Source organism: Priestia sp. JNUCC 25, from assembly GCF_053667915.1.
The window spans coordinates 1-21,995 of the sequence record NZ_JBSJYE010000007.1 but is presented as its reverse complement, the minus strand read 5'-3'; the positions used below and the strand labels follow the sequence as shown (position 1 = coordinate 21,995).

Annotated in this window: 20 protein-coding genes; 16 read left to right on the top strand and 4 right to left on the bottom strand. The window is 31.8% G+C overall.

Features of this window, described 5'->3' with window-relative positions; genetic code table 11:
* The first annotated feature begins 27 nt into the window (after window positions 1-27).
* Window positions 28-1,257, top strand: a complete 1,230-nt coding sequence (locus JNUCC25_RS28860; RefSeq protein ID WP_454223595.1) for an ATP-grasp domain-containing protein — start codon at window positions 28-30, stop codon at window positions 1,255-1,257.
* A gap of 54 nt (window positions 1,258-1,311) precedes the next feature.
* A complete protein-coding gene (locus JNUCC25_RS28855; RefSeq protein WP_454223594.1) occupies window positions 1,312-2,232 on the top strand; it encodes a proline dehydrogenase family protein in 921 nt (306 codons plus the stop codon).
* A 338-nt stretch (window positions 2,233-2,570) separates the two neighbouring features.
* Here JNUCC25_RS28855 and JNUCC25_RS28850 read toward each other — a convergent pair whose 3' ends face one another.
* Window positions 2,571-2,987 (bottom strand): MarR family winged helix-turn-helix transcriptional regulator, encoded by a 417-nt coding sequence (locus JNUCC25_RS28850; protein WP_454223593.1) that lies wholly within the window; start codon window positions 2,985-2,987, stop codon window positions 2,571-2,573.
* A gap of 1,026 nt (window positions 2,988-4,013) precedes the next feature.
* Here JNUCC25_RS28850 and JNUCC25_RS28845 point away from each other — a divergent pair.
* The gene (locus tag JNUCC25_RS28845; protein ID WP_454223592.1) at window positions 4,014-4,190 is read left to right on the top strand and encodes a hypothetical protein; all 177 of its coding nucleotides are present in this window, start codon (window positions 4,014-4,016) and stop codon (window positions 4,188-4,190) included.
* A 678-nt stretch (window positions 4,191-4,868) separates the two neighbouring features.
* On the opposite strand, the gene JNUCC25_RS28840 is transcribed toward JNUCC25_RS28845, so the two are convergent.
* Window positions 4,869-6,110, bottom strand: a complete 1,242-nt coding sequence (locus tag JNUCC25_RS28840; protein WP_454223591.1) for a helix-turn-helix domain-containing protein — start codon at window positions 6,108-6,110, stop codon at window positions 4,869-4,871.
* A 216-nt stretch (window positions 6,111-6,326) separates the two neighbouring features.
* Here JNUCC25_RS28840 and asnB point away from each other — a divergent pair, with 216 nt between their 5' ends.
* The 13 genes from asnB (at window position 6,327) to JNUCC25_RS28775 (ending at window position 20,148) form a co-directional block, all read left to right on the top strand.
* Entirely contained in the window at window positions 6,327-8,141 is a 1,815-nt protein-coding gene (gene asnB / locus JNUCC25_RS28835; protein WP_454223590.1) for an asparagine synthase (glutamine-hydrolyzing), read from the top strand.
* Window positions 8,141-9,184 carry a PrpF domain-containing protein gene (locus JNUCC25_RS28830; RefSeq protein ID WP_454223589.1) on the top strand — a complete coding sequence of 348 codons (1,044 nt, stop codon included), beginning with the start codon at window positions 8,141-8,143 and terminating at the stop codon, window positions 9,182-9,184. Before asnB ends, JNUCC25_RS28830 begins: the two co-directional genes overlap by 1 nt.
* Window positions 9,145-10,275, top strand: coding sequence for an acyl-CoA dehydrogenase family protein (locus JNUCC25_RS28825; RefSeq protein ID WP_454223588.1), 1,131 nt, complete (start codon window positions 9,145-9,147; stop codon window positions 10,273-10,275). Before JNUCC25_RS28830 ends, JNUCC25_RS28825 begins: the two co-directional genes overlap by 40 nt.
* A 2-nt stretch (window positions 10,276-10,277) precedes the next feature.
* Window positions 10,278-11,723, top strand: a complete 1,446-nt coding sequence (locus JNUCC25_RS28820; protein ID WP_454223602.1) for a dihydroorotase — start codon at window positions 10,278-10,280, stop codon at window positions 11,721-11,723.
* A 149-nt stretch (window positions 11,724-11,872) separates the two neighbouring features.
* Window positions 11,873-12,673 (top strand): cupin domain-containing protein, encoded by an 801-nt coding sequence (locus JNUCC25_RS28815; RefSeq protein ID WP_454223587.1) that lies wholly within the window; start codon window positions 11,873-11,875, stop codon window positions 12,671-12,673.
* A 21-nt stretch (window positions 12,674-12,694) separates the two neighbouring features.
* Entirely contained in the window at window positions 12,695-13,639 is a 945-nt protein-coding gene (locus JNUCC25_RS28810; RefSeq protein ID WP_454223586.1) for a pseudouridine-5'-phosphate glycosidase, read from the top strand.
* Window positions 13,640-13,655: 16 nt separating this feature from the next.
* Window positions 13,656-14,201, top strand: a complete 546-nt coding sequence (locus JNUCC25_RS28805; protein ID WP_454223585.1) for an NADPH-dependent FMN reductase — start codon at window positions 13,656-13,658, stop codon at window positions 14,199-14,201.
* Window positions 14,202-14,271: 70 nt separating this feature from the next.
* Window positions 14,272-15,519 carry an ATP-grasp domain-containing protein gene (locus JNUCC25_RS28800; RefSeq protein ID WP_454223584.1) on the top strand — a complete coding sequence of 416 codons (1,248 nt, stop codon included), beginning with the start codon at window positions 14,272-14,274 and terminating at the stop codon, window positions 15,517-15,519.
* Between the two features lie 25 nt (window positions 15,520-15,544).
* On the top strand, window positions 15,545-16,498 hold the full coding sequence (cysK, locus tag JNUCC25_RS28795; protein ID WP_454223583.1) for a cysteine synthase A: 954 nt from the start codon (window positions 15,545-15,547) through the stop codon (window positions 16,496-16,498).
* Window positions 16,499-16,528: 30 nt separating this feature from the next.
* Window positions 16,529-16,672, top strand: coding sequence for a BH0509 family protein (locus JNUCC25_RS28790; RefSeq protein ID WP_394530840.1), 144 nt, complete (start codon window positions 16,529-16,531; stop codon window positions 16,670-16,672).
* Window positions 16,673-16,696: 24 nt separating this feature from the next.
* A complete protein-coding gene (locus tag JNUCC25_RS28785) occupies window positions 16,697-17,959 on the top strand; it encodes an MFS transporter (protein ID WP_454223582.1) in 1,263 nt (420 codons plus the stop codon).
* Window positions 17,960-18,066: 107 nt separating this feature from the next.
* Window positions 18,067-18,990, top strand: coding sequence for a serine O-acetyltransferase EpsC (epsC, locus tag JNUCC25_RS28780; protein ID WP_454223581.1), 924 nt, complete (start codon window positions 18,067-18,069; stop codon window positions 18,988-18,990).
* A 66-nt stretch (window positions 18,991-19,056) separates the two neighbouring features.
* On the top strand, window positions 19,057-20,148 hold the full coding sequence (locus tag JNUCC25_RS28775) for a quinone-dependent dihydroorotate dehydrogenase (RefSeq protein ID WP_454223580.1): 1,092 nt from the start codon (window positions 19,057-19,059) through the stop codon (window positions 20,146-20,148).
* A gap of 1,079 nt (window positions 20,149-21,227) precedes the next feature.
* On the opposite strand, the gene JNUCC25_RS28770 is transcribed toward JNUCC25_RS28775, so the two are convergent.
* Both JNUCC25_RS28770 and JNUCC25_RS28765 read right to left on the bottom strand, forming a co-directional pair.
* Complete coding sequence (locus JNUCC25_RS28770; protein ID WP_454223579.1) at window positions 21,228-21,497, bottom strand: hypothetical protein; 270 nt, start codon at window positions 21,495-21,497, stop codon at window positions 21,228-21,230.
* 72 nt (window positions 21,498-21,569) lie between these two features.
* Window positions 21,570-21,995, bottom strand: a complete 426-nt coding sequence (locus tag JNUCC25_RS28765; protein WP_180896779.1) for a hypothetical protein — start codon at window positions 21,993-21,995, stop codon at window positions 21,570-21,572.

Sequence of the window (21,995 nt, the reverse complement as noted above, 5' to 3'; positions counted from 1 at the left end):
AAAGAATTTAAGAGAGGAAGAAAAAAGATGAAACATATACTTTTTATTGAGACAAATACAACGGGAACAGGTGCAAAAGCAATGGGTATAGCAAAAGAGAAAGGCTATAAAGTACACTTCTGGACTAGCGATATTACACAATATAATTCAATAAAGGTAAACAACCCTTTAGATATTGCAGATGAAATTTTAACTATAGATACATATAATATCGAAAAGATGATGTTAAAAATTAACAATCTTGATTACGTATTTGATGGTATATTAGCATTCGACGATTATCATTTAATTCCTGCCGCACAAATTGCTGAAAATTTAAACCTTAAAGCCCCAAATTTAGAAGCTTTAAAATTAGTACGATATAAGCATTTAATGAGAGAACACTTTGATAGAGAATCTGGAAAGTCCTTATTTAAGCAGCCTAATTTTCTTATAGTAGACATTAGTACAGATGTTGGGAATTTACCTATTAATTTCCCTTGTGTTTTAAAGCCAGTTGATGATAGTGGTAGTAATGGCGTATCTATCTGTAATAATCGAGATGAATTGGAAGTAGCTTTACAAGAGGAAAGAACTAGGGATAAAAATGAACGTGGATATAGTTTGGAAAAAAGATGGCTTATAGAAGAGTATATAAAAGGATCAGAGTACTCTGCAGAAATGTTATATACCTCAGAGGGATGGAAACTTATTTCTGTTACAAAAAAAGATATTTATGGTAATCACGCAGTGGAAAGTGGCCATGTAACATCAAATAATCTTAGACCAATAGTAAATTTGGAAGAATCTTGTATTCAATTATTGTCTACATTTAATTTACAGTATGGTGCAGCACATATTGAATTTATTATTAAGAATAATGAATCATATTTAGTTGAAATTAATCCAAGGCTAGCTGGTGACTGTATTCCAGATTTAGTTGAAATGGCTACAGGTATAAATATGGTTGAAGCTGTTTTAAATCAAGCTATAGGAAAAAATTCGAAATTGGAATTCACAAAATCTAAATTTGCAGCTATACAGTTTTGTATGCCTGAACAATTAGGTAATTATGTCGATGTAGATAATATTGAGGAGGCAAAAAATATTTCTGGCGTAGTTAAAATTCATACAATTAATTTTCCATTTAAGGTAGAAAAGGTTTCTAGTAGCTATCATAGACTAGGATATGTAATAAGCGAGGGGATTTCTGCTATAGAGGCTGCTACTTCAGCAAAGATTGCTGTAGATTTACTTCAGTATGAAGTTCAAATATAAATATCGAAATATTCAAAATAAATAATGATGCGATGTATAGGAAGGTACTAAAAGATGACGATCTTAGATGCACCCATGAAAAAATTTTTTCTTTTTATTTCCCGAAATAATAGCTTAAATACGATAGCCAAGAGATGGGGATTAAGTCTAGGGGCTAAAAAGTTTATTGCTGGTGAAACAATAATAGAAGCTGTTAATAAGGTGAAAAGTTTAAATGAAAAGGGTTTAGTTTGTACACTAGATCATTTAGGAGAATTTGTTTCAAATGAGCAAGAAGCTATTGAAGCAACTGAATCTTGTATTAACACTTTGGAAGCTATTAATGTTATGAAAGTAGATAGTAATTTATCACTTAAATTAACACAAATTGGCTTGAATATGGACCTTGATTTATGTGAAAGTAACATGATACGTATTTTAGAAGTTGCAAAAAAATATAATATTTTTGTAAGGATAGATATGGAAGACTACAAAAATTGTGAAAAGACTATTAATTTATTAGGTAAATTGAGAACAAAATATGATAATATTGGCACAGTTATACAGGCTTATCTATATAGATCCACTAGTGATATAAAAAAGTTGAAGGGTGTTTCGTTAAGATTGGTAAAAGGAGCTTATAAAGAAAGTGCTAATGTCGCCTTTCCTAATAAAGAAGATGTAGATAAGAACTATAAAAGAATTATTAAAATGCATCTCTTAAATGGAAGTTATACAGCTATAGCTTCTCATGATGAGCGTATTATTGACTATACTAAGCATTTAGTCAAAAAACATGGTATCCCCACTGATCAATTTGAGTTTCAAATGCTATATGGGATGAGAAAAGAATATCAAGTAAAACTAGTAAAAGAAGGTTATAAAGTAAGGGTGTATGTACCTTATGGTGACGATTGGTATGGTTATTTTATGAGGCGTTTGGCTGAACGACCAGCCAATGTCGCTTTTGTTTTGAAAGGAATGCTTTTTAAGTAAAATGCTATTATATTTTGAAAGTTAAATTGATCTAAGAACAAAACAACCTGTTTCTAATCTGCGTCTAGATATTAGATCGGGTTGTTTTTGTAAGTTTTATTATATTTAAGTATCCATACTTTATCATTTTATTGATGTGGCTTTAAATCCTCTTAATATCATCAAATTTTAAATTACTTACTATAGATGATGAAGTATTTAACTTGACCTAGGTATGCACTATCTCTTCTTTAAAGTATTCATTGTAAACCCTTGTTTTAAGTAACTGTTAACTACTATATATAGGACACTCCTTCCTTGTATATAAATTAAAGAATTTACTAGTAACTAGAATAGATTTAAGGTGAAAATGTATTTTTAACTTCTTTCCTTAATAGAGAAAACAATTCAAAAATCTGTTTCTGTTTTTCAGGACTAAGGGTGTTCAAGAAAGTCTGTAATTTTGCTTCATCTAACTCTGTATTTCTCTTAAGTACCTCTTCTCCGCGAGGTGTTAATGTTACGTAGACAACCCTTTTATCTTGAGAAGAACGTCTTTTTTGTAAAAACCCTTTTTGTATAAGCCTCTTAACATGTTCAGAAGTTGTATGATGTCGGATATTCAGTACTTCTGAAAGGTATTGTACAGTCACTTTATCATTTTTTTTAACAGTTTGCATGCATCTAATATTCTGGTGGGTTAAGGAATCTTCATGATGGTAGTGCAAGTAATAATATAAATCTGTCCATGCTTCGTTAATATCATTTATGTTCATAATTTTTTCCTTTCTGATTTTTTTATCGTACTAAACGATATAATATCAAAAAAATGTGAAACAAACAACAATTGATATTATGAAGTAACAATATATTTTACGAAAAATTCGAAATATAGGTAATATTCAGTTTGTATTTCGAATGAATTCGTTCGTTAGATGGATTACGATGAACTGCACTTAAATTAATTGAATAGCAAATTTTGAGGGCGGCCTTAAAAGATGAGTACCTTAATGTATTACAAAGAAACTTTTTTTGTTTTGATGAATTGTTAGCAAAAATATCTGTAGATACTCTTATATTAACCATAGGTGGGGTTTTAAAGTAAGACAAATAAAATACTTTTAAGTTAAAAACGGGATGTATACTCCCGAACATAAGCTTTTTATAAAGGTAAAAGTTAACCGACCAGTAGAGAATAAATAAAGTTCTTATTTCAATATTATTGTCATGAGTTACCGGAGTCTGAAATACGCTTTTTCTACAAATCAATATATATGATGATTACTGTAAAAATGTCGGATGAGTGAATTTAAACAGAATAAACAACCAGTTACCGATATAATACGGAAAAATGGTTGTTTAAAATGCGTTTTAATCCTTTTATTGAAGAAGAAAGAAGCCTCAAAGGTTTTTGCTTTCTTACTTAGTTATAATTAATGATTTAATTATCTGATTCCAATAGTATTTAAAATCCTGTTTTTTATTATTTAAAGTCTTCGTGTAGTTATTATTTTTTTATTCTAAAGGTTCCTTTAACTTTATTTTACTATTAACGCATTTCTTATTCGTTTCCTTTACTGTATAAAAAATCCATTTAATTATGATCCATCTACAAAAGTAATTTTATAATTTATATCTACGACTAAAGTCTGAAAACCTTTAATATACCTGTTTTTAAACCTTAAGTAATACCACAATCAAAATTAATTTTATTTACATGAGGTAAATAAAACTTAACGGATTATTCATTTGTGTGAAATGTTGGATAATTTAATTAAAGATAAACAAAGGGGATGGTTTGAATGAAATTATCAGGTAAAAGTTTAATTATTAAAGTAGGATTAGGGGTGGCAATCATAGGTGGAGTATGGGGCTTAAACAATTTAAATTCAATTATTGGAACGGATAAAGTAGCATTGAATGACCCTAATCCAATTATTGTAATGGACAAAGTAGCATTAAATGATCCTAATCCATAAGAGAGATTTAAACAATTCGATCCAAGTTTGAAATATGTGATGGTCAATGGTCAAGTAGGGGAGTAATTTTACATAATGAAATAAAAAACGCACTGTTAGGAAAATAATCCTTAATATTGCGAAACATAAAAACACCTTTAAGTTGAAAACTAGGTAGGGAGTACCTAACCATCGCTTGAAGGTGTTTTTACGTGGCAAAGAAATAGGTTTTTCAGTAGAAATAAAAAGAAAGGTAATTGAAATGAGATTAGCCGGTAGAACTTCAAAGAAGTGTTATTACACTTGAAAATTCATAACCATACATATGATGAAATTATATAAAAAAGGAAGAGGTTAATCGGCTCGAACAGCCAGTGTAAAAGGGATTTTCATTCAGAAAAAAACTCTGTTTTGAAAACTAAACTATTAGACTTCAATTAGAAGATAGCTATTTAAGACAACAGGTTAATATTTTAAAAAGAATGTGTATCAGAAATTTTAATGATGGAAGTTAAAATTGAAAGAAGTAGAGGGAAACAGCGAGAATAATGAACATAAAACGAGAGGAACAACTAGTTGATGACCAAAATAAACAACCAGTTATCGATATAATATCTGAAACTAGTTGTTTAAAAGGTGGTTTAAACTCTATCCCTAAAAATGGGGTCAGTCTCCCAAAATCAAATTAAGGAAAAGTTTTTAATAGTGTTTATAATTTTTAAAGAAAATAGTTTTAATATCCTGCTCATTATTAGCTTTCAATAAAGTTAAACTAATTGATGCTTCGTCAGTAGACTTCAATCGAATTAACAAATCATAACTCATTCTAAAAAAATAATAAGATTGTTCAGATTGATCTTCACAATGAAGAATTACTCCCATTAACCTATAAAGACGTGCTCTTAAAATACCATTCTCCTCTTCTTCAAGGAGTTTGATTCCTAGGCTGCAGTTTTCTCGTGCTTGTTTTATTTTACCTTTTTCTAAATAAAGAACAGACAGTTCTTCTAAGACTAGTGCTTGTTGTCGGTATTGTGACTTTTGTTTATATTTATCAAGACAAGAACTTAAAAGAGTGAAAACTTCTTCTTTATTCCCCATATCTGCTTCCATGATAGCTAAATTATGCAATGCTAAAACTTCTTGTTCTGAATTAATTTCATGATAGTTTTCAATTGCTTGTTTAGTCCAATCTATGCCCATTTCTTTCATATCATTTAAAAAATATGCTTTTCCCAAGCCTAGATATACATCTGCTCTTAGTGAAAAATCGTCTGTTAAAGATGCCTCTTCAGCGGCTGTACGATATGCTTCTATAGCTTCTAAACAAACACCTAGACGTAAATTAGTTGTTCCTAAATAAGTTAAAGCTTGAATTCTTTCTAATTGAAGTTTTTTTAATTGATTACTATATTTAATAGCAAATTTGTAGTACTTTTTTGCTGTAGAAAAGCTTTCTGTTCGGAATGCTGCTTTCCCCATGTACAAGTAGAATTTGACCAAGTATTCCCTATCTTTTAATTCAAGCAATATTGGTAGAGCCTCTTCTCCTTTTTCTAGAACAGCTTCAAAACATTCTAATTCTGTATTAACTTGCATTAATAGTATGTATGCATCTCCTAATAATTGTTTATCCTGAGTCATTGCAAAAACTTTATTAATAATTTTAAGGGAAGCATCTAGATCATTATTTGATATTTTTAGTTTAGCTCTCTCTAGTATAGCATCACATATTTCTAAGCTTTCTTCTTGAGTTTCCCCTAAGAAATACTCTATAGGCTTTTCCAGCCTTTGAGCAATAATTTTTAAAGTTTTTTCGGAAGGGACAGCGTGACCTTTTTCAATAATACTGATGTATGCTCTGGTTATTTCATTCCCAGCTAGCTGTCTTTGTGATAGTCCGAGATCGGTTCGGACCTCTTTAATTTTTTTTCCAATCACTGATTGTTCCTCCATTATTTAGTAATATGCTTATCCTTATTTTAACACAATGAGGGAGAGTAAGTTACCTTTTGACTTTCATTTAATATGTTTTTTACAGGGGATAATAAAATACTTAACATACTTTACGTCTATTTTAATTTTTAATTCAATTCTACAATGAAAAGGTAAATATTTTTCTTTTTTAAAAATATGGAATAGGAGAGAAGTAAACCTATGTGTAGAATTTTCGGTTTTTTAGGCAATGAGAGAATAAATGAGAAAGTATTAAGTAATGTTTCAATGTTACAAATACAGGGAGGACCTGATAGTCAGACTATAGAACAAGGCGACACCTGGGCCATTGGAAATAATCGTTTAGCTATCGTTGATTTGGAAGGGGGGAAGCAGCCTTATAAAATTGGTGAACATATACGGGTAGTATATAATGGAGAGATTTATAATCACAAAGCGCTTAGAAACATGTTGAAAGAAAGGGGGTATAGCTTTGATGATGAGTGTGATGGATCGATTATTCCTGCATTGTATCTAGAATATGGAGAAGACTTTGTAAGATATTTAGATGGCATGTTTGCTATTGCTGTTATCGATACTAGACACCATACCAAGTTAACACTTGTTACAGATCCATTAGGAATTAAATCTCTATATTACTATTGGAATAATGAAAGTAAAACATTGTTCTTCTCGTCAGAGTTACCGTCTTTACTAGAATTCAATGTAGTACCAAAAAAACTTTGGCTACAAGGTATTGATTCTTACTTAACAACAAAGTCGATATTCGGTGAACATACAATGTTTGAAGATATTTATACATTACCTCCTTCTTCTCTAATGAGAGTAGTTTTAAATGATGTACCTAAGATAAATAATTATAAAACATTTGTTTTATCTGATGATCCAACAAAAGATATTAGTGAAGCAAGTAAAAAATTAAAAGGTTATTTATCAGAAGAGATAAAGCAACTTTTAGATGCTGACGTTCCTGTAGCTACCATTAATAGTGGAGGGTTAGATTCCAGTCTTGTAACAGCGTTGGCGAATGAACATAAATCTGGAATTCATTCTTTTAATATATCTTATACTGGCGATTGGCCATTTGATGAAAAAATTTATGCTAGAGAAGTGGCAGATTTTTGTAATAGTGTACATCATGAGATCAAACTTGATCCTAAAGAATTTCAAAACCTTCTTCCAGAGGTGGTAAAACATTTAGGGCAACCTAATGCGGACCCTATTACTTTGAGTAGCTATGCGCTCTTTGAGGCAGTTAACAAAGCAGGTTTCAAAGTTGCTCTTTCAGGGGATGGTGCAGACGAAATGTTTGGTGGATACGGTCGTTATGTTAATGCATTATCTGCTGTTGGGGATTGGATAAAACCTTATGTGAATTCTTTAGGGGCCATCAATGAAACCACCAGATGGGATATTTATAGTGACGATTACCGAGCATTTCTAAATGAAAATGGTAAAGTATCAGACGCTATAGCAAATAAACTAGAAAACTCAACATTAAATCGTTTGGATACTATTTTAGATTTTGAAAGGCAATACCGTTTACCTTCTTATCATTTACGAAGAGTAGATCACCTTAGTATGGCCCATTCCGTAGAAGTTAGGGTTCCTTTCTGTCAGCCAAAAATAGGAAGTTTTGCTTCTCAATTAACTGATGATCTCAGAATTAAAGATGAAAAGGTAAAAAGAGTTCTATATCAAGCAGCAAATAAGAAGTTACCAAATTCTGTTCTGTTCCGAAAAAAGCAGCCTTTTACTTTACCTATTAATGATATGATGCGCCCTGGATTGCCTTTATTTAATTTTGTTAAGGAAGTTTTACAATCAGAGACAATCGATAGTCAAAATGTCTTCAATTCCCTTATGATAGAAAAACTTTTATTCCGTCAATCTACAAATCCAAGTGATGAAACAGCGTTAGCTTTATGGTCTATTATGATTTTTCAATTATGGGTAGATAAGTTTAACGTTTCAGTTGGAAACAAATCAACGTTACTTAAAGAGGTAATTAAATAATGCTAGTTCATATTGCTAAAGCAGAAGGAAGTGTTTCCCCTACTGTAGTTGTCGATGGAACTGAATTTACAGGAGAACCTGAGGATGCTTTGTTTTTCCTAAGTAACGTTCACAAAAATCACATTGAGAATCAAGATTTACAAATTACTAAATATGCAATTATTTGGCCTTCAAATCACCCAATGTATGATCTAAACTATATGTTTTTTCAACAAATACCTGGAGAACCATGCACGTTTGATTACAAAGGTAGTTGCGGTCATTCTATATTGGCTTCTATTAAAGTAGCTATGCACTGGGGGTGGATTCCTAAAGCCACTCCTGGATTAAGGGTTAGGGTATATATTGAAAATGTAAATGATAGTTTAGTATGTGAAGTAGATCAGGCAAGTCGTGATGATATTGAATGTACAGCGCACTTTATTAGTAATCCACCTCTTAAGCTGGGGGCGACGCTACCTACAGGTCAAGTAAGTGATATGTTAAAAACATCTTTTGGAAAGGTAGAAGTGTCAATTATTGCTGCAGGAAACCCTTATGTATTTGTTGAGTCCAGTGCGTTAAACATAAATAATGAATTTGATCTATTTCAAGCAGAAGAGGAATTATTTTTAAAATTACAAGAAATACGTAAGGAAGCTATAAAGCTGTTAGGATGGAGCCAAGATAGCATTTTTCCAAAAATAGCTCTGCTTGATTGTTTTGATCAAGAAAGTATTTCGATACGAGCTATTTCGGTTCCCTCTTGGCATCCAACCCTAGCACTGACCGGGGCAGCTTGTTTAGGCGTAGCCGCCTCCATTAAAGGAACTATTGTGTCTAAAATAGCGAAGAAATTAGATGGTTATAATTGTTTGAAAATTAGAACTAAAAATGGGAATACAGGGGTTAATAGCGCTACTACAGGTGAAGACTTAGAAGATTACCTTTTATATAGCAGTATTTCAGATAAAAAAGTGCAATTAATTTGTCCAATTAATATTGGGACTGAGGAGGAAGTTTTATGGAAACACTCACAAAAACAGAAAATGATTCTAGCCTAGTTTTTAGAATTAGTAAATTATTATCCGTTTTAAATGATAATGTAACAACAGCAGATGAACTCGGTGAAACACAACTACAATCTATACAGGCGTTAAAAGATTCTGGGCTATTAGGATGTTTAGTTCCCAGAAAGTATGGTGGTATGGAAAGAGATGTATCGTTCGCTTCAAATCTAATTGAACAAATAGCAAGTGTTGACCCATCTATAGCTATTATAGCATTTCAGCATATGTCAGTTATATCTAGAATTATGGAATGGGGCTCAACAAAACAACAAAATAAATATCTACCTTTACTGGCTAGGGGACAATGGATTGCAGCTTCTGCATGGTCTGAAAAGGGAGCTGGAGCAAATAAGCAAAAACTTTCCACTATTGCCACTAAATTAAATGAAGATAAATGGAGCATTAGTGGATCCAAAACATTTACTACAGGTGCTGGACTAGCAGACTTATATTTAGTTTTAGTACAAACATCGTTAGTAGAAGCTGAAGGTGAATATGGAAACTCAGGGCAATCTTTCTTTTTACTTGAAACGCAAGAGGCTGGAATAAAAGCAAATTCTAAGTTGAATTTATCAGGAATGAGGGGATCTTCTACTGGTTTTATTGACTTAGAGGATTGCGTTGTGTCAAATTCTTGTGTTTTAGGTCCTCTTGGCGCTGCACCTAAAATTATTTCTAACATTCGAAGATCAGGACTGTCACTTGGATCTGTATCTGTAGGTATTTGTCAAGCAGCATACGATTTAGCGCTTAACCATATTCGTACAAGAAAATTAGAGGAAAAGTCATCAATTCAGCTTAAGCTTTCTCAATTGAATATGCATATCGAAGCAGCAAGGTCATTAGTTGAAATTTCTGCTACAGGAACTAGAAAAAATCAATCTGCCATTTCTTATCAGAGCAAGATTTTTGCATCAGAGATAAGCGAGATGGTGTGTAGAGAATGTCAACAAATTGTAGGTGGAGGTGGTTTTATGCGAGGCAATAAAGTAGAACGCTTTTATAGAGATGCTCGCGCAGTAGCCCTTATGGGACCAGTAAATGATTTAGCTAAAGAAATCATTGGGAAAGAGTTGATACAGTGAAAATGCAATATGATTTATCCATTATCAACGGCCGTCTAGTTTATAAAGATCAAGTCTTTAAGGGCCATATTGGGGTGAAAAACGGGAAAATAGCTATAATTACTAACTGTAAAGATATGTTATTTAATGCAAAAAAAATTATTGATGCTAACGATAATTATATTTTACCAGGACTTATTGATTCACATGTGCATTTTCGTACACCGGGTTTAACCTATAAGGAAACTTGGAAAACAGCAAGTCGAGCTGCAGTTGCAGGTGGGGTCACGACGGTATTAGATATGCCCAATACTAATCCTTATTTAAGTAAAGTAGATCTTATTAATGAAAAAAACAATCTAATTAAAGGGACATCTTTGGTGGATTATGGCTTTCATTTCGGTGTGGAACCAGGAAAGTCTTATTATTTAAATTTATTAAATTCAAATATGATAGCAAGTGTTAAAGTTTTTCTCACCGGTCACCATACCGCCAAAAATGTTATAAAAGATAAAACAGAATTAGAAGAAATTTTTAGAATTGCTGCCGAAAAAAATATAATTTTAACTTTACACGCTGAAGATGAAGATACTTTAAACCTATTTAGACAGTACAACAATGCACCAACTAACTTAATAGAGTACGAGCGACATTTGTCTAGGTCTGCGGGAATTATAGCAATTGGTAAAGCGATAGAATTAGTCAAACAATATGGAACTCAGGTGCATGTTTTACATGTGTCATCAGCTGAAGAAGTGGAGTTATTAGAGGTAGCAGCAAAGGCAGGATATCCTATTACTTTTGAAACTACCCCTCATCAATTATGGTTTGATGCAATGAAAGACGTTGAACTTGGATCAAGAGTTAAACTTAGTCCTGCAATTAGATGTGAGAAAGACCAGCTTAAATTATGGAAATCGCTTATTAATGGCACGATGATTTCTGTGGGGAGTGATCATGCACCGCATTCAAACAAAGAGAAAAAAAGAGATTTTTACGAAGCTCCTCCTGGTTTACCTGGTGTACAAGAAATATTACCTGTACTTATTACAGGGTTAATGAAAAATTATCCGGATTTAACTTTTGAAGAAATTCTTTCTAAAGTTGTTAGTGTCATGGCTGAAGGCCCTTCTAAACTGTTTAAAATAAGTAATAGAAAGGGACGGATAGAGGAAGGGTTAGATGCGGATTTTACAATTATTGATCCTGAAGATGAATGGGTAGTGAAAAAAGAGGATATTTATTCTCTTTGCCAATGGTCTGCATACGAAGGAGAAATACTCAAGGGTAGACCATTCATGACTATAAGAAGAGGGAAAGTAGTATATCTAAATGGAGAATTTGGAGAAGCAGATGGTAAATTATTAACATTTAAAGAGTTTGATCCGTCCAAATTCAATGAACTTATGTCTAGTCCTTTTCAACAGTTAAATAAAATGAAAGCTTTCCGAAGAACCAATATTCTTTAAATTCCTGTTATATTGGATGGGAATTTAAAATTATTCATTATTTACACAGGTAAATAGAGAGTAAACCTAGCTTACAATTTTTAAATTGTAATTAAACGAATACAATTAGATATATAGAAACTAAATATCAAATTACGAGGTGGAAGAAATTGAATACTAATACTTTTCATAAGGGTGCAGTTTTAAAGGTAAAAGATTTTAAATGGGAGGAAGTAAGAGGCTGTAAAATGGCCAAACCGGTTTCAGCAGGAGAAGAATCTGAAAATATTACCGGAATTGTAGTGGATATACCTGAGGGTGAAATTTGGGAGAGTTGCCAAATAGGCTTTAGTCATGAAGTAGTAGTTGTAGTACATAGAGGAAATGGAACGGCTACAGTAGATAATAATTGTGTTGAAGTCTCTCAATTTGCAACGCTATATTCTCCTACTGGAACTAATTACTCTGTAGAAGCCAATAAAGGAGAAGAGGTTCGGTTGTATATTTGGCAAAGTAAATTGCCAGATCAAGCCAAATTATCCACGCAGCCTCGTTTAATTAATAATCTATTTAATAATGAAACAGTTTTTGAGGGTTTCAAAGGAAATGATCCCACTCAAGTAAATGAACGTCCTGCTAATATGAATTTTCTATTTTGGCCTGGCACAGGTTGTGCTCATTTAAGTTTGCATTGTGGTATTCAAGAACCTGGACAAAACTTTGGGGTCCATCAACATCCACATGCAGAGGAGTTATTTATAGGTGTTGAAGGAAAAGGGCAAGTACATCTTGATGGTGAGTGGATTGATTTTGAGGCTGGAGATATTCTATATTCTCGTGAGAAAATTTTCCACGGTACAAGAAATCCTTACACAGGACCAGAGGCTAAAAGATTTGTGACATGTGGTGGACCTGTCCCATTTGACCCGAATTTTTATTTGTGGGCAAATTTGTCACCAGAGGTTAAATAATTAAATATAGGAGTTGAACAAATGAAATTAAATACCATTCTAGATTATTCAGAGGAGGTACATACAGCTAGAGAAAATCATCAACCAATTGTAGCAATTGAATCAGCTTTTATTCTTGATAATACACCTTATCCTAAAAATATAGAAATTTTAGAAAATGTAGAAAATATTATACGTCAAAATGGTAGTGTGCCAGCAACTATTGCACTAGTTGCTGGCAGAATTAAAGTAGGTTTAGATAGTGAACAAATTAAAAAGGTTGCTATATCTAAGAGAAAGATGAGTATTAACAAAAAAGATTTACCTTTTAGTATTTCAAAGAAAGAAACTGGTGGATTGACAGTAGCCTCTACAATAACAATTGCAAACTTAGCTGGAATTCAAGTGTGTATCACCAATGGAATTAATGGAGTTAATCATGAAGCACAAATTACAATGGACATTTCAGAAGATATCCAAGCATTGGCACAGAATGAAGTTGCTGTGGTTGTTTCGGGTACAAAGCTTCTTACAGATATAGATTTAACATTAGAATATCTTGAAACTAACAGCGTTCCAATAATTGGATATAAGACCACATTTATATCTTCACTATATACACAAAATGAGAAGAATCAAGTGGATTACTCAATATCTGATCCCTATAAAATAGCTGCCATTATGAATAATCAATGGAATACTTTAAAAGTACCGGGAAGTATGATCATATGCACCTCTCTAAATGATAAGACGCTTTTAGGAAATGATTTTATTGATTCAATTATTCAATCTTCGTTGGCTGATACTAGAAAGAAGTCAATAAAGGGAAGAAAAGTAGATGCGTATGCAATAACTAAAATTAGAAAAATGACTAATGGAGTTAGTTTAAATATAGAGATTGAGGCTATGAATAAGAGCGCAGTTACCGGATCGATCATTGCACGACATTTTAATTTATTAAAAAAAGAACAAAAAATAAAAAGTTAAATACAGGAGAAACATTATGAGACTAGTTCTAGTTTGTGGAAGTATTCGAGAAGGTTCGTATACACGGGGATTGTTAAAGCAAATAATTAAAAATTTAGATAAGACAGTATGTGAAATTGACTTAATTGATTTTAGAGAAATACCTCTTCCATTCTTTGATGGTTCTTTAGAAAATAGAGCGTTAGCAGAACCATTTGTTCAGAAAATTATTGAAGCAGACGGACTTATTATCGCCTCACCAGAATATCATAATAGTTTTTCAGGAGTTTTAAAAAATGCATTTGATTTTGTTACAAGTGAACACATTGGGAATAAGCCAATTGCTATCATGGCTACGGCTGGCGGAGGTAAGGGTGGCATTAATTGTTTAAATGGTATGAGAACATTCTTACGGGGGCTATATGGACTAGTTTTGACAGAACAAATTATCTTCGACAATAGTGATTTTAATGAAAATCTAGAATGTGTAAATAAAGGAAGTCTTCAAAAAGCTATTGATTTAGCTCATAGAGTTATTAGTGTGTCTAATCTGTTAAAAGAAGAAAAGTTGCTAATTCAATAATTTCAAAGCTTTAATGTAAGTAATGGTACGTGATTTAAAAAGAATTTATTTTTAGTGAGGAGAACATGAGATGAGGAGAATCGCATTTCTAGAAAGTAATTTATCCGGGTCAGGATTTCAAGCCTTGAAAATTGCTAAAGAACTAAACTTACACGTTACGTTTATTACAAGGGATTTAGATAGATATCTGGCTGTACCAGGAGCTGAAAAATACTTCAACGATTATGTAGACAATTATGTATATTGTGAAACTAATACTGTAGAAGATGTGGTTGAGGCTTTAAAAGAAGAACTTGAAAGTAACTATTTTGAAGCTTTTATGACAATGGGTGAATACGACGTTCCTGTAGCAGCAGAAATTGCAAAAAGATATAATTTTCCTGGATTAAACCCAGAAGCTGCTAGTATTGCTCGAAATAAAGCTGAAACTAGGAGAGTTTCTGCTAAAAAAGGTGTACCTGCGCCTAAGTTTTGGGCGATAAATGATTTGGAAGAAATACCTCAAATTATTAATGAAATTTCTTTCCCATGTGTAGTAAAGCCAGCAGATGAAACAAGTAGTACAGATGTTATTAGATGTTTAAATAAAGAAGAAGTATTTACTCATATTGAAAACATTAAAAACAAACAACAAAATACTAGGGGTCAAAGACGTTCTAAAGAAGTATTAATTGAAGAATATTTGATTGGTCACGAAGTAAGTGTTGAAACAATTACTTGTAATAATCATACATACGTTCTAGGTGTGACAGATAAATTATTATCAGGAAATAATCATTTTGTAGAATTAGGACATATTTTTCCATCTTGTCTACCACAAGAAACGGTTAATAAATGTCATGAAGTTGCTATTGAAGCATTAGAAGCAATAGGATTTGACTTTGGTATTGCCCATGTAGAGTTAAAAGTAACAAAAGATGGCCCAAAATTAATTGAAATTAATGCTCGTCCAGCAGGAGATAAAATTCCAGATCTTGTAGAACACAGTCTTGGTTTTTCTTCTTTAAAAGAATTAGTACGTATGGGGTTAGGTGAGGAAGCTCAAATAAGCGCTTTAGTCCCTAAACAAGGTGCAGCTATAAGGTTTTTAACTTATTATCCAGGAACAGTAAAGGATTTCTCTGGAAGTGAGATTATAAGTGAATTACCTAACATACAAGATTACTCAATAGATATTCAAAAGGGGAAGATAATCAAAAAATTAGAAAAAAATGGAGATCGCCTAGGGTACGTTTTAGCGACTGGTAAAACTTCATATGAAGCTGCAAGAGTTGCCGAAGTGGGGGTACAACAAGTATCAATTATATTAGAGAGATAGGACATATGAATGGAGGAAAATCTAATTGAAAACTACCACAGATAAAAAAATTGCACAGAGTGCACTCGATTTAATTGGAAATACACCTATGGTGTACTTAAATAAATTAAATAGTCATGTTAAGTCAGAAATTGCTGTGAAATTAGAGATGTTTAACCCTGGATCCAGTGTAAAAGATAGAGTTGGATTAGCGATGATAGAAGATGCAGAAACTAAAGGATTATTGATTCCAGGAATGAGCACTATCATTGAACCTACATCAGGAAATACAGGAATCGGTTTAGCATTAGCAGCTAATTTAAAGGGATATTCTTGCATAATTGTAATGCCTGACAGTATGAGTATAGAAAGAAGAAAGATCTTAAAAGCCTTCGGGGCAAAAGTTGTTTTAACTCCTGGCTCAGAGGGAATTTTAGGAGCTGCTGAGAAGACTGAAGAGTTGTTAAAAGAAATCCCTAATTCTTGGGCTCCTATGCAATTTAATAATTTAGCTAATCCAGATATTCATTGGAATACTACTGGTCGAGAGATATGGGAGGATACAAATGGAGATATCGATGTCTTTGTTTGTGGAGTAGGAACTGGCGGAACCTTATCAGGTATTGCTAAATATTTAAAAGAGAAAAAACCGTCTATCAAGGTTGTAGCTGTAGAACCAAAAAACTCTTGCATTTTGTCTGGAGGAGAACCTGGTACTCACAAGATTCAAGGGCTCAATGGAGGTTTTATAGCTGAAACGACTGATTTAAGTTTAATTGATGAAATTATTACGGTCAGAGACGAAGATGCAATGGAAATAGCTCGAGAATTGCCAAAGAAAGAAGGGCTATTTGTAGGTATTTCCTCAGGAGCTGCGGTTTATGCTGCTTTGAAGGTTGCAGAAAAAGTTGAAACTGAGAACAATCCGAAAAAAGTAGTTGCATTGCTACCTGATACTGGAGAAAGATATCTTAGTTCGGAGTTATGGAATGATTTATAATTTAAATTATCGAAAGGAAATAAAAAGATTATGAATAGTCAAGAACGAGAAAATATTATCGTGTATTTATCCAAATTTAAAAATATTAATGAAGATTCTTATATGTATATGAATGACCAAGAGTTAGAAAATATTTATACCTTTATTTATCATGCTAAGGAAAATTTTGAATGAATCAGATAGGAGACTTGATCTATTATGAACTTTTTGAAAGATAAAAACCTTATACTTATCATTCTTAATAATTTGTTTGCATCTTTAGGTTCAGGTCTCATTATGATTGGAGTTTCCTGGTATTTAGTTCAAATCGATCCAGAGAGTGGAGGCAGTCTAGGATGGATGATGCTCGTAACTTCTATCATTACTTTCTTGGTCTCCCCTAATATAGGGGTTTTAATTGACAGGTATTCAAGAAAGAAATTTTTTATATGCATTCAAGCCATTATGATTGCTTTATTATCTATTTTAACTTTAGTAAGTTTAATTTTTACTTTTAATCTCATTATTTTGTTTTTTGTTTATTTAATAAGTACTATTTATTTTACATTACATTATCCTCTAGTAAATGCCTTAGTACAGGAAACTTTTAAAAGTTCTTCTTATCAAAAGGTTAACAGTTTAATAGAAATTGAAGGGCAGGCAGCTTCTATGTTGTCAGGGGCTTTAGCTGCCATGATACTTAGTCCTTTAGGAATTAAAGGACTAATGTTTTTAGACATTGCACTATATGTACTAGCAGTTCTTTCGTTAATTCTTTATCGGTATCAGTCAACTATCGACCATAACAATAAGTCTCAAGAAAAAAAGCCACGAATGATTACCGATTTAAAAGTTGCATGGGGATTTTCAGAAAAGAATCATATGCTTATGATTTTATTTATAATGACACTAGTTCCTTATGCGGTAGTAGTATTAAGCAATTATTTAACACCTATATACGTAGCGCATAAATACGATAATACACCATCAGTTTTTGCAATTTCTGAGCTTTCTTATTCTGTAGGGGCTGTAATTGTCGGGATGTTCTCTTATATACTTATTAAAAAATGGGGAGAAATTAAAACTATAACTCTATATATGTTAGCCTTTGGTTTAGTTTTTTTAGGGCTCGTTCTAATTAATGATAAATATTTATTTTGGTTATGCATGGGGGTTGTAGGTATAGCTAATGCTGGAGTAAGGATTATAAGAAACACCCTATTGATGAAAACAGTTCCGAAAAATCTGATAGGAAGAATTAATACCTTACTTCAATCGTTTTTTACTTTAATAAGGGTTATTATGTTAAGCATATTTAGTCTTATTATGAGTTCTACGACTTTACCCTATATTTATATTAGTTTATCTATAGTTTTAATTGTTGCAGGTATAATAACTTTTATCAAAGGGAGAAAAATTTTCCTTATTTATTCTAAAAATACAATTTTTAAAGATATGGATAGTAATTCTATGTCTACATGACTTAAAACAACAGGGCTGTAGGTGTGTAAAATCCTATCAGTCCTGTTGTTTTATCTAATGGTTATTTTAAGTTGAATAATTTCACATAGGGAGTGCTAGAAAAGTACATGAACTTAATTCAGTGGTTAAATAATGAAACATCTATCATTGTAAATTCACTTAATTCTATGAACAAAAGTAGTATGTATGTTAAAGAAACGATTGGAGAAGAAGGTAAAAAGTCTATTCACAATATCTTATATAATTTACGTTGTGCATTATTTTTTAATGTTCAAAACAAAGATAAATTAGAAGCTGAAAAATTTAAAACATCTACCATTAGCAATTTGAATATGTGTGCTTTAGAATTAAATAATTTAATTCTAAAGATAAGTGGAGAATCAGAGTTGGATGATGAGAAAAACAGTTACATGTATAAGGAACAACGAGCAAATAAAATAGTAATAGAATTAATGAAAAAACTACCTCATATTTGCCAAGTGCTTCAAAAAGACATTGAAGCCGCATATAAAGGTGATCCGGCAGCAACTACATTTGAAGAAATTTTTCTGAGTTATCCTTCGCTTGAAGCTACAAGTATACATAGAATTGCACATGAGTTGTATAAAATGGATGTGCCAATAATTCCAAGGGTTATGTCTGAGTATGCTCATCAGTCTACAGGAATCGATATTCATCCAGGAGCAAAAATAGGTGAGTCTTTTTTTATTGATCATGGGACTGGGGTTGTGATAGGTGAAACTTGTATTATAGGTAATAGAGTTAAATTATATCAAGGAGTAACATTAGGAGCAAAAAGTTTTTCAGCTGATGAAGAAGGAACCTTAATAAAAAATGTTAAGCGTCATCCTAACATTGAAGATGATGTAGTAGTCTATGCAGGAGCAACCATTTTAGGAGGAGATACTACTATAGGTAAAAATTCAGTGATAGGAGGAAACGTATGGCTGACGCATTCCGTACCTCCACATTCAAAAGTTTACAATACTAAAAATTCAGCAATGATTAAAGAGGAAGCTTCTTTTCTTTAAATCTATAGAGGTTAAATACAAATTATTAAAGAAATTTCATAAAAAAGTTGAAAGAGAGATTATATCATGGTCTATTCTACTCTGAGACCTATGCTATTTAGTGTAGATCCAGAAAAAGCTCATAACTTAAGTATTAGTGCTTTAAAGTTGTTACAAACAAACCCGTTTCTAATAAATCAATACTATAAAAAAATGAATGTTAAAAACCCTCGATTAAAATCCTCATATTGGGGAGTGGATTTTGATAACCCCGTAGGGTTAGCTGCTGGTTTTGATAAGAATGGTGAAGTATATTCTGGTCTATATGCCTTAGGATTTGGAACAATTGAGGTAGGATCAGTAACTCCTTTGCCTCAAGAAGGAAACCCTAAGCCTCGACTTTATCGTCTTAAAGAGGATAATGGTCTTATTAATCGTATGGGATTTAATAGTAAAGGGGTTTATGAGGTTGAAAAAAATTTTGTTACAACAGCTAAAACGCCTCTCCCAATAGGTATTAATCTGGGGAAAAATAAGATTACACCTAATGCGGAAGCAGCTTTAGATTACATAAAAGGACTAGAAGTATTATATAAACATGGCGATTATTTTGTTATCAATATCAGCTCTCCAAATACTAAGAATTTAAGGGATTTACAGCATATTACAAATTTATATGCTCTATTGACCCAGATTATTAATAAAAGAAATAATCTGCTAAAAGAATTAAAACTTTATAGACCCATTATCTTAAAAGTAGCGCCAGATTTAACACCCAACCAAATTGAACAAGTTGTCGAAACGGCGTTATCGGCCGGTATAGAAGGTTTAATTGTTAGTAATACAACAATAGAAAGGGAGGGATTACATTCGGTTTATAAAAAAGAAGAAGGAGGATTAAGTGGGAGGCCATTAGTTCAAAAATCAACTGAACTAATTTATAAAGTTTATAAACAAACACAAGGTAAAATACCTATAATTGGTAGTGGGGGGATATTTACAGGTATGGATGCTTTTGAGAAATTAGCAGCTGGTGCTAATCTTGTTCAAGTCTATACTGGAATGATTTATCGTGGACCTTCTATCGCTAAACATATTAATAATGAGCTGATTAAAATTATGGATCAAAGAGGGTTCAATTCAGTAGAAGAAGTAATCGGTTCAGCACATCAAGAATAACTGCTAATAAAATATAAGTTACTCATAGTACCTGTGTTTGGAAAATTCGAATTTTAAAGTGTTAACTCCTTGTGGCGTATGCCAAGAGCGTTTATTTTATTGGGAGTCGCGTGTTAAAGCTAGTATTTATACTGCTGAAAACAGACTGTTAAAACTTTAATGGAAATTTAACCATATGATTGGTATGGTGCCTACAGTGAAGAAGCGCATCAATAAAAAAGAGAGAATACGATATTTTAGTGTTCTCTCTTTTTTTCTAAAATGCTCATTGTGTTAAGTTAAACTTTTTTATTTTGTTGCAATTAATGCTTTAATAATTTCGTTCCAGTAATGTTTAAAATCATGTTTTTTCTCAGACATTTTCAACACTCCTTTAGTTATTTTATCCGTTCAAACAACTTATGTTTGTTACCTTTATTGTATTTTATTAACATGAAATTGTTATCCAACTGTAAGAGTAACTTTTTAATAGATTCTTACGACTAAAGGATGAGGTTTAAAATAACAAAAGGAATATCTTTTCAGGTGCCTAGAAATTATAAAAAAGAGTGCTTTAATGTATTCTTATTCAATGTTAAAACATAGCGAAAAGCAAACAATTATGATTCGCCTTAAATAAAACCGAATAAATAGTTATCAATTTATATGTATAAGATATATTATTTAATTGAATGTAATCCAAACACCAAAATTAATACTCCGGTTATATAAAATAACATTAAAGCAACGTATAAAAGTAATGATTAATTTATTTATTTAAAAATAGTGTTAACTATTACACATCTTGTGGAAAAACAGCGTATTTGTCGTCACTTGGAGTAAATAGTAAAACATTAATAATATATGAAATACTTTATTATTTACATAACAGATTATAATAATTAGATAATTTATTTAGTTAAAGTATATCGGGTTATGAGATTTATTTTTGAAGATATGGGTATATGAATCTATAAATCTGGCCAGACTAATAAAGTATTCCCCCTATTCCAATAAACTTGAAAAACCTTTGCCTGTATCGGCAAAGGTTTCTTTTTTATGTAAATCTTTTTTAAGATACAGGCTTCTATGTCTGTTTTTTAATTTTCACCAAAGTTTATTGCAAAAAGCAGCATACTCAACATGATAAGTAGTGGAATTACAACAAAAGAGGCCAAACTAAAATATTTCATTAGACCTTTTTCATTTTTTCCAAAAGCTATTACTCCACATGTAAAGCCTACAAGATAAATAACTACTCCTACATAAAGAATATTTGAGCTATATGTGGATGTGAAATATTGCCCTAATCCAATAAAGATTCCAAGTATTGATAAACATAATGAGTATAGACTAAAACGTTTTTTCAATTTGTTCCTCCAAGAATTAGATATATGGTCAAGGATAAGATTTATTTATCTGTCAATTTACATAAAATATCTTTACTTCGTTCTCGGTACCAGTTCATATTCAGCCTCTGCTTGTTTCAATTCATTCTCTTTCTCTTCAGTCCATTCTAACTTTATTTTTACCTTGTTGTTTTCCTTAGAATAAACAGACTCTTTAGATTCATAATTTCCAGGGATAACTATAGGTTCTTTTAAATAACCTTTGTATCCATACTTAGAATTATCTGAGTATGGTTTTATTGTTACATCAATGCTCTTGTTTTTTAAGTACGTGGCTTTCACATCGTATACCCATTTATTGTGATCTTTCTTAGGTACGATATTTATTTTCCAATCTTCTGTATTGAAAGAAGAAATCTTTTTGACAGAAATATCTTTAATATTCTCTTGCTTTTGTTGACATGATACTAGAAGAAATACAGTACATAAGAACAGTAAGATGATAGATTTATATTTCAT

Coding starts and splice junctions, on each gene's coding strand:
- JNUCC25_RS28765 (WP_180896779.1), bottom strand. CDS start 21,995: ATGAAATATAAATCTATCATCTTACTGTTCTTATGTACTGTATTTCTT.
- JNUCC25_RS28785 (WP_454223582.1), top strand. CDS start 16,697: ATGAACTTTTTGAAAGATAAAAACCTTATACTTATCATTCTTAATAAT.
- JNUCC25_RS28810 (WP_454223586.1), top strand. CDS start 12,695: ATGAAATTAAATACCATTCTAGATTATTCAGAGGAGGTACATACAGCT.
- JNUCC25_RS28775 (WP_454223580.1), top strand. CDS start 19,057: ATGGTCTATTCTACTCTGAGACCTATGCTATTTAGTGTAGATCCAGAA.
- epsC (WP_454223581.1), top strand. CDS start 18,067: ATGAACTTAATTCAGTGGTTAAATAATGAAACATCTATCATTGTAAAT.
- JNUCC25_RS28790 (WP_394530840.1), top strand. CDS start 16,529: ATGAATAGTCAAGAACGAGAAAATATTATCGTGTATTTATCCAAATTT.
- JNUCC25_RS28820 (WP_454223602.1), top strand. CDS start 10,278: ATGCAATATGATTTATCCATTATCAACGGCCGTCTAGTTTATAAAGAT.
- JNUCC25_RS28860 (WP_454223595.1), top strand. CDS start 28: ATGAAACATATACTTTTTATTGAGACAAATACAACGGGAACAGGTGCA.
- asnB (WP_454223590.1), top strand. CDS start 6,327: ATGTGTAGAATTTTCGGTTTTTTAGGCAATGAGAGAATAAATGAGAAA.
- JNUCC25_RS28845 (WP_454223592.1), top strand. CDS start 4,014: ATGAAATTATCAGGTAAAAGTTTAATTATTAAAGTAGGATTAGGGGTG.
- JNUCC25_RS28800 (WP_454223584.1), top strand. CDS start 14,272: ATGAGGAGAATCGCATTTCTAGAAAGTAATTTATCCGGGTCAGGATTT.
- JNUCC25_RS28825 (WP_454223588.1), top strand. CDS start 9,145: ATGGAAACACTCACAAAAACAGAAAATGATTCTAGCCTAGTTTTTAGA.
- JNUCC25_RS28855 (WP_454223594.1), top strand. CDS start 1,312: ATGACGATCTTAGATGCACCCATGAAAAAATTTTTTCTTTTTATTTCC.
- JNUCC25_RS28830 (WP_454223589.1), top strand. CDS start 8,141: ATGCTAGTTCATATTGCTAAAGCAGAAGGAAGTGTTTCCCCTACTGTA.
- JNUCC25_RS28805 (WP_454223585.1), top strand. CDS start 13,656: ATGAGACTAGTTCTAGTTTGTGGAAGTATTCGAGAAGGTTCGTATACA.
- JNUCC25_RS28850 (WP_454223593.1), bottom strand. CDS start 2,987: ATGAACATAAATGATATTAACGAAGCATGGACAGATTTATATTATTAC.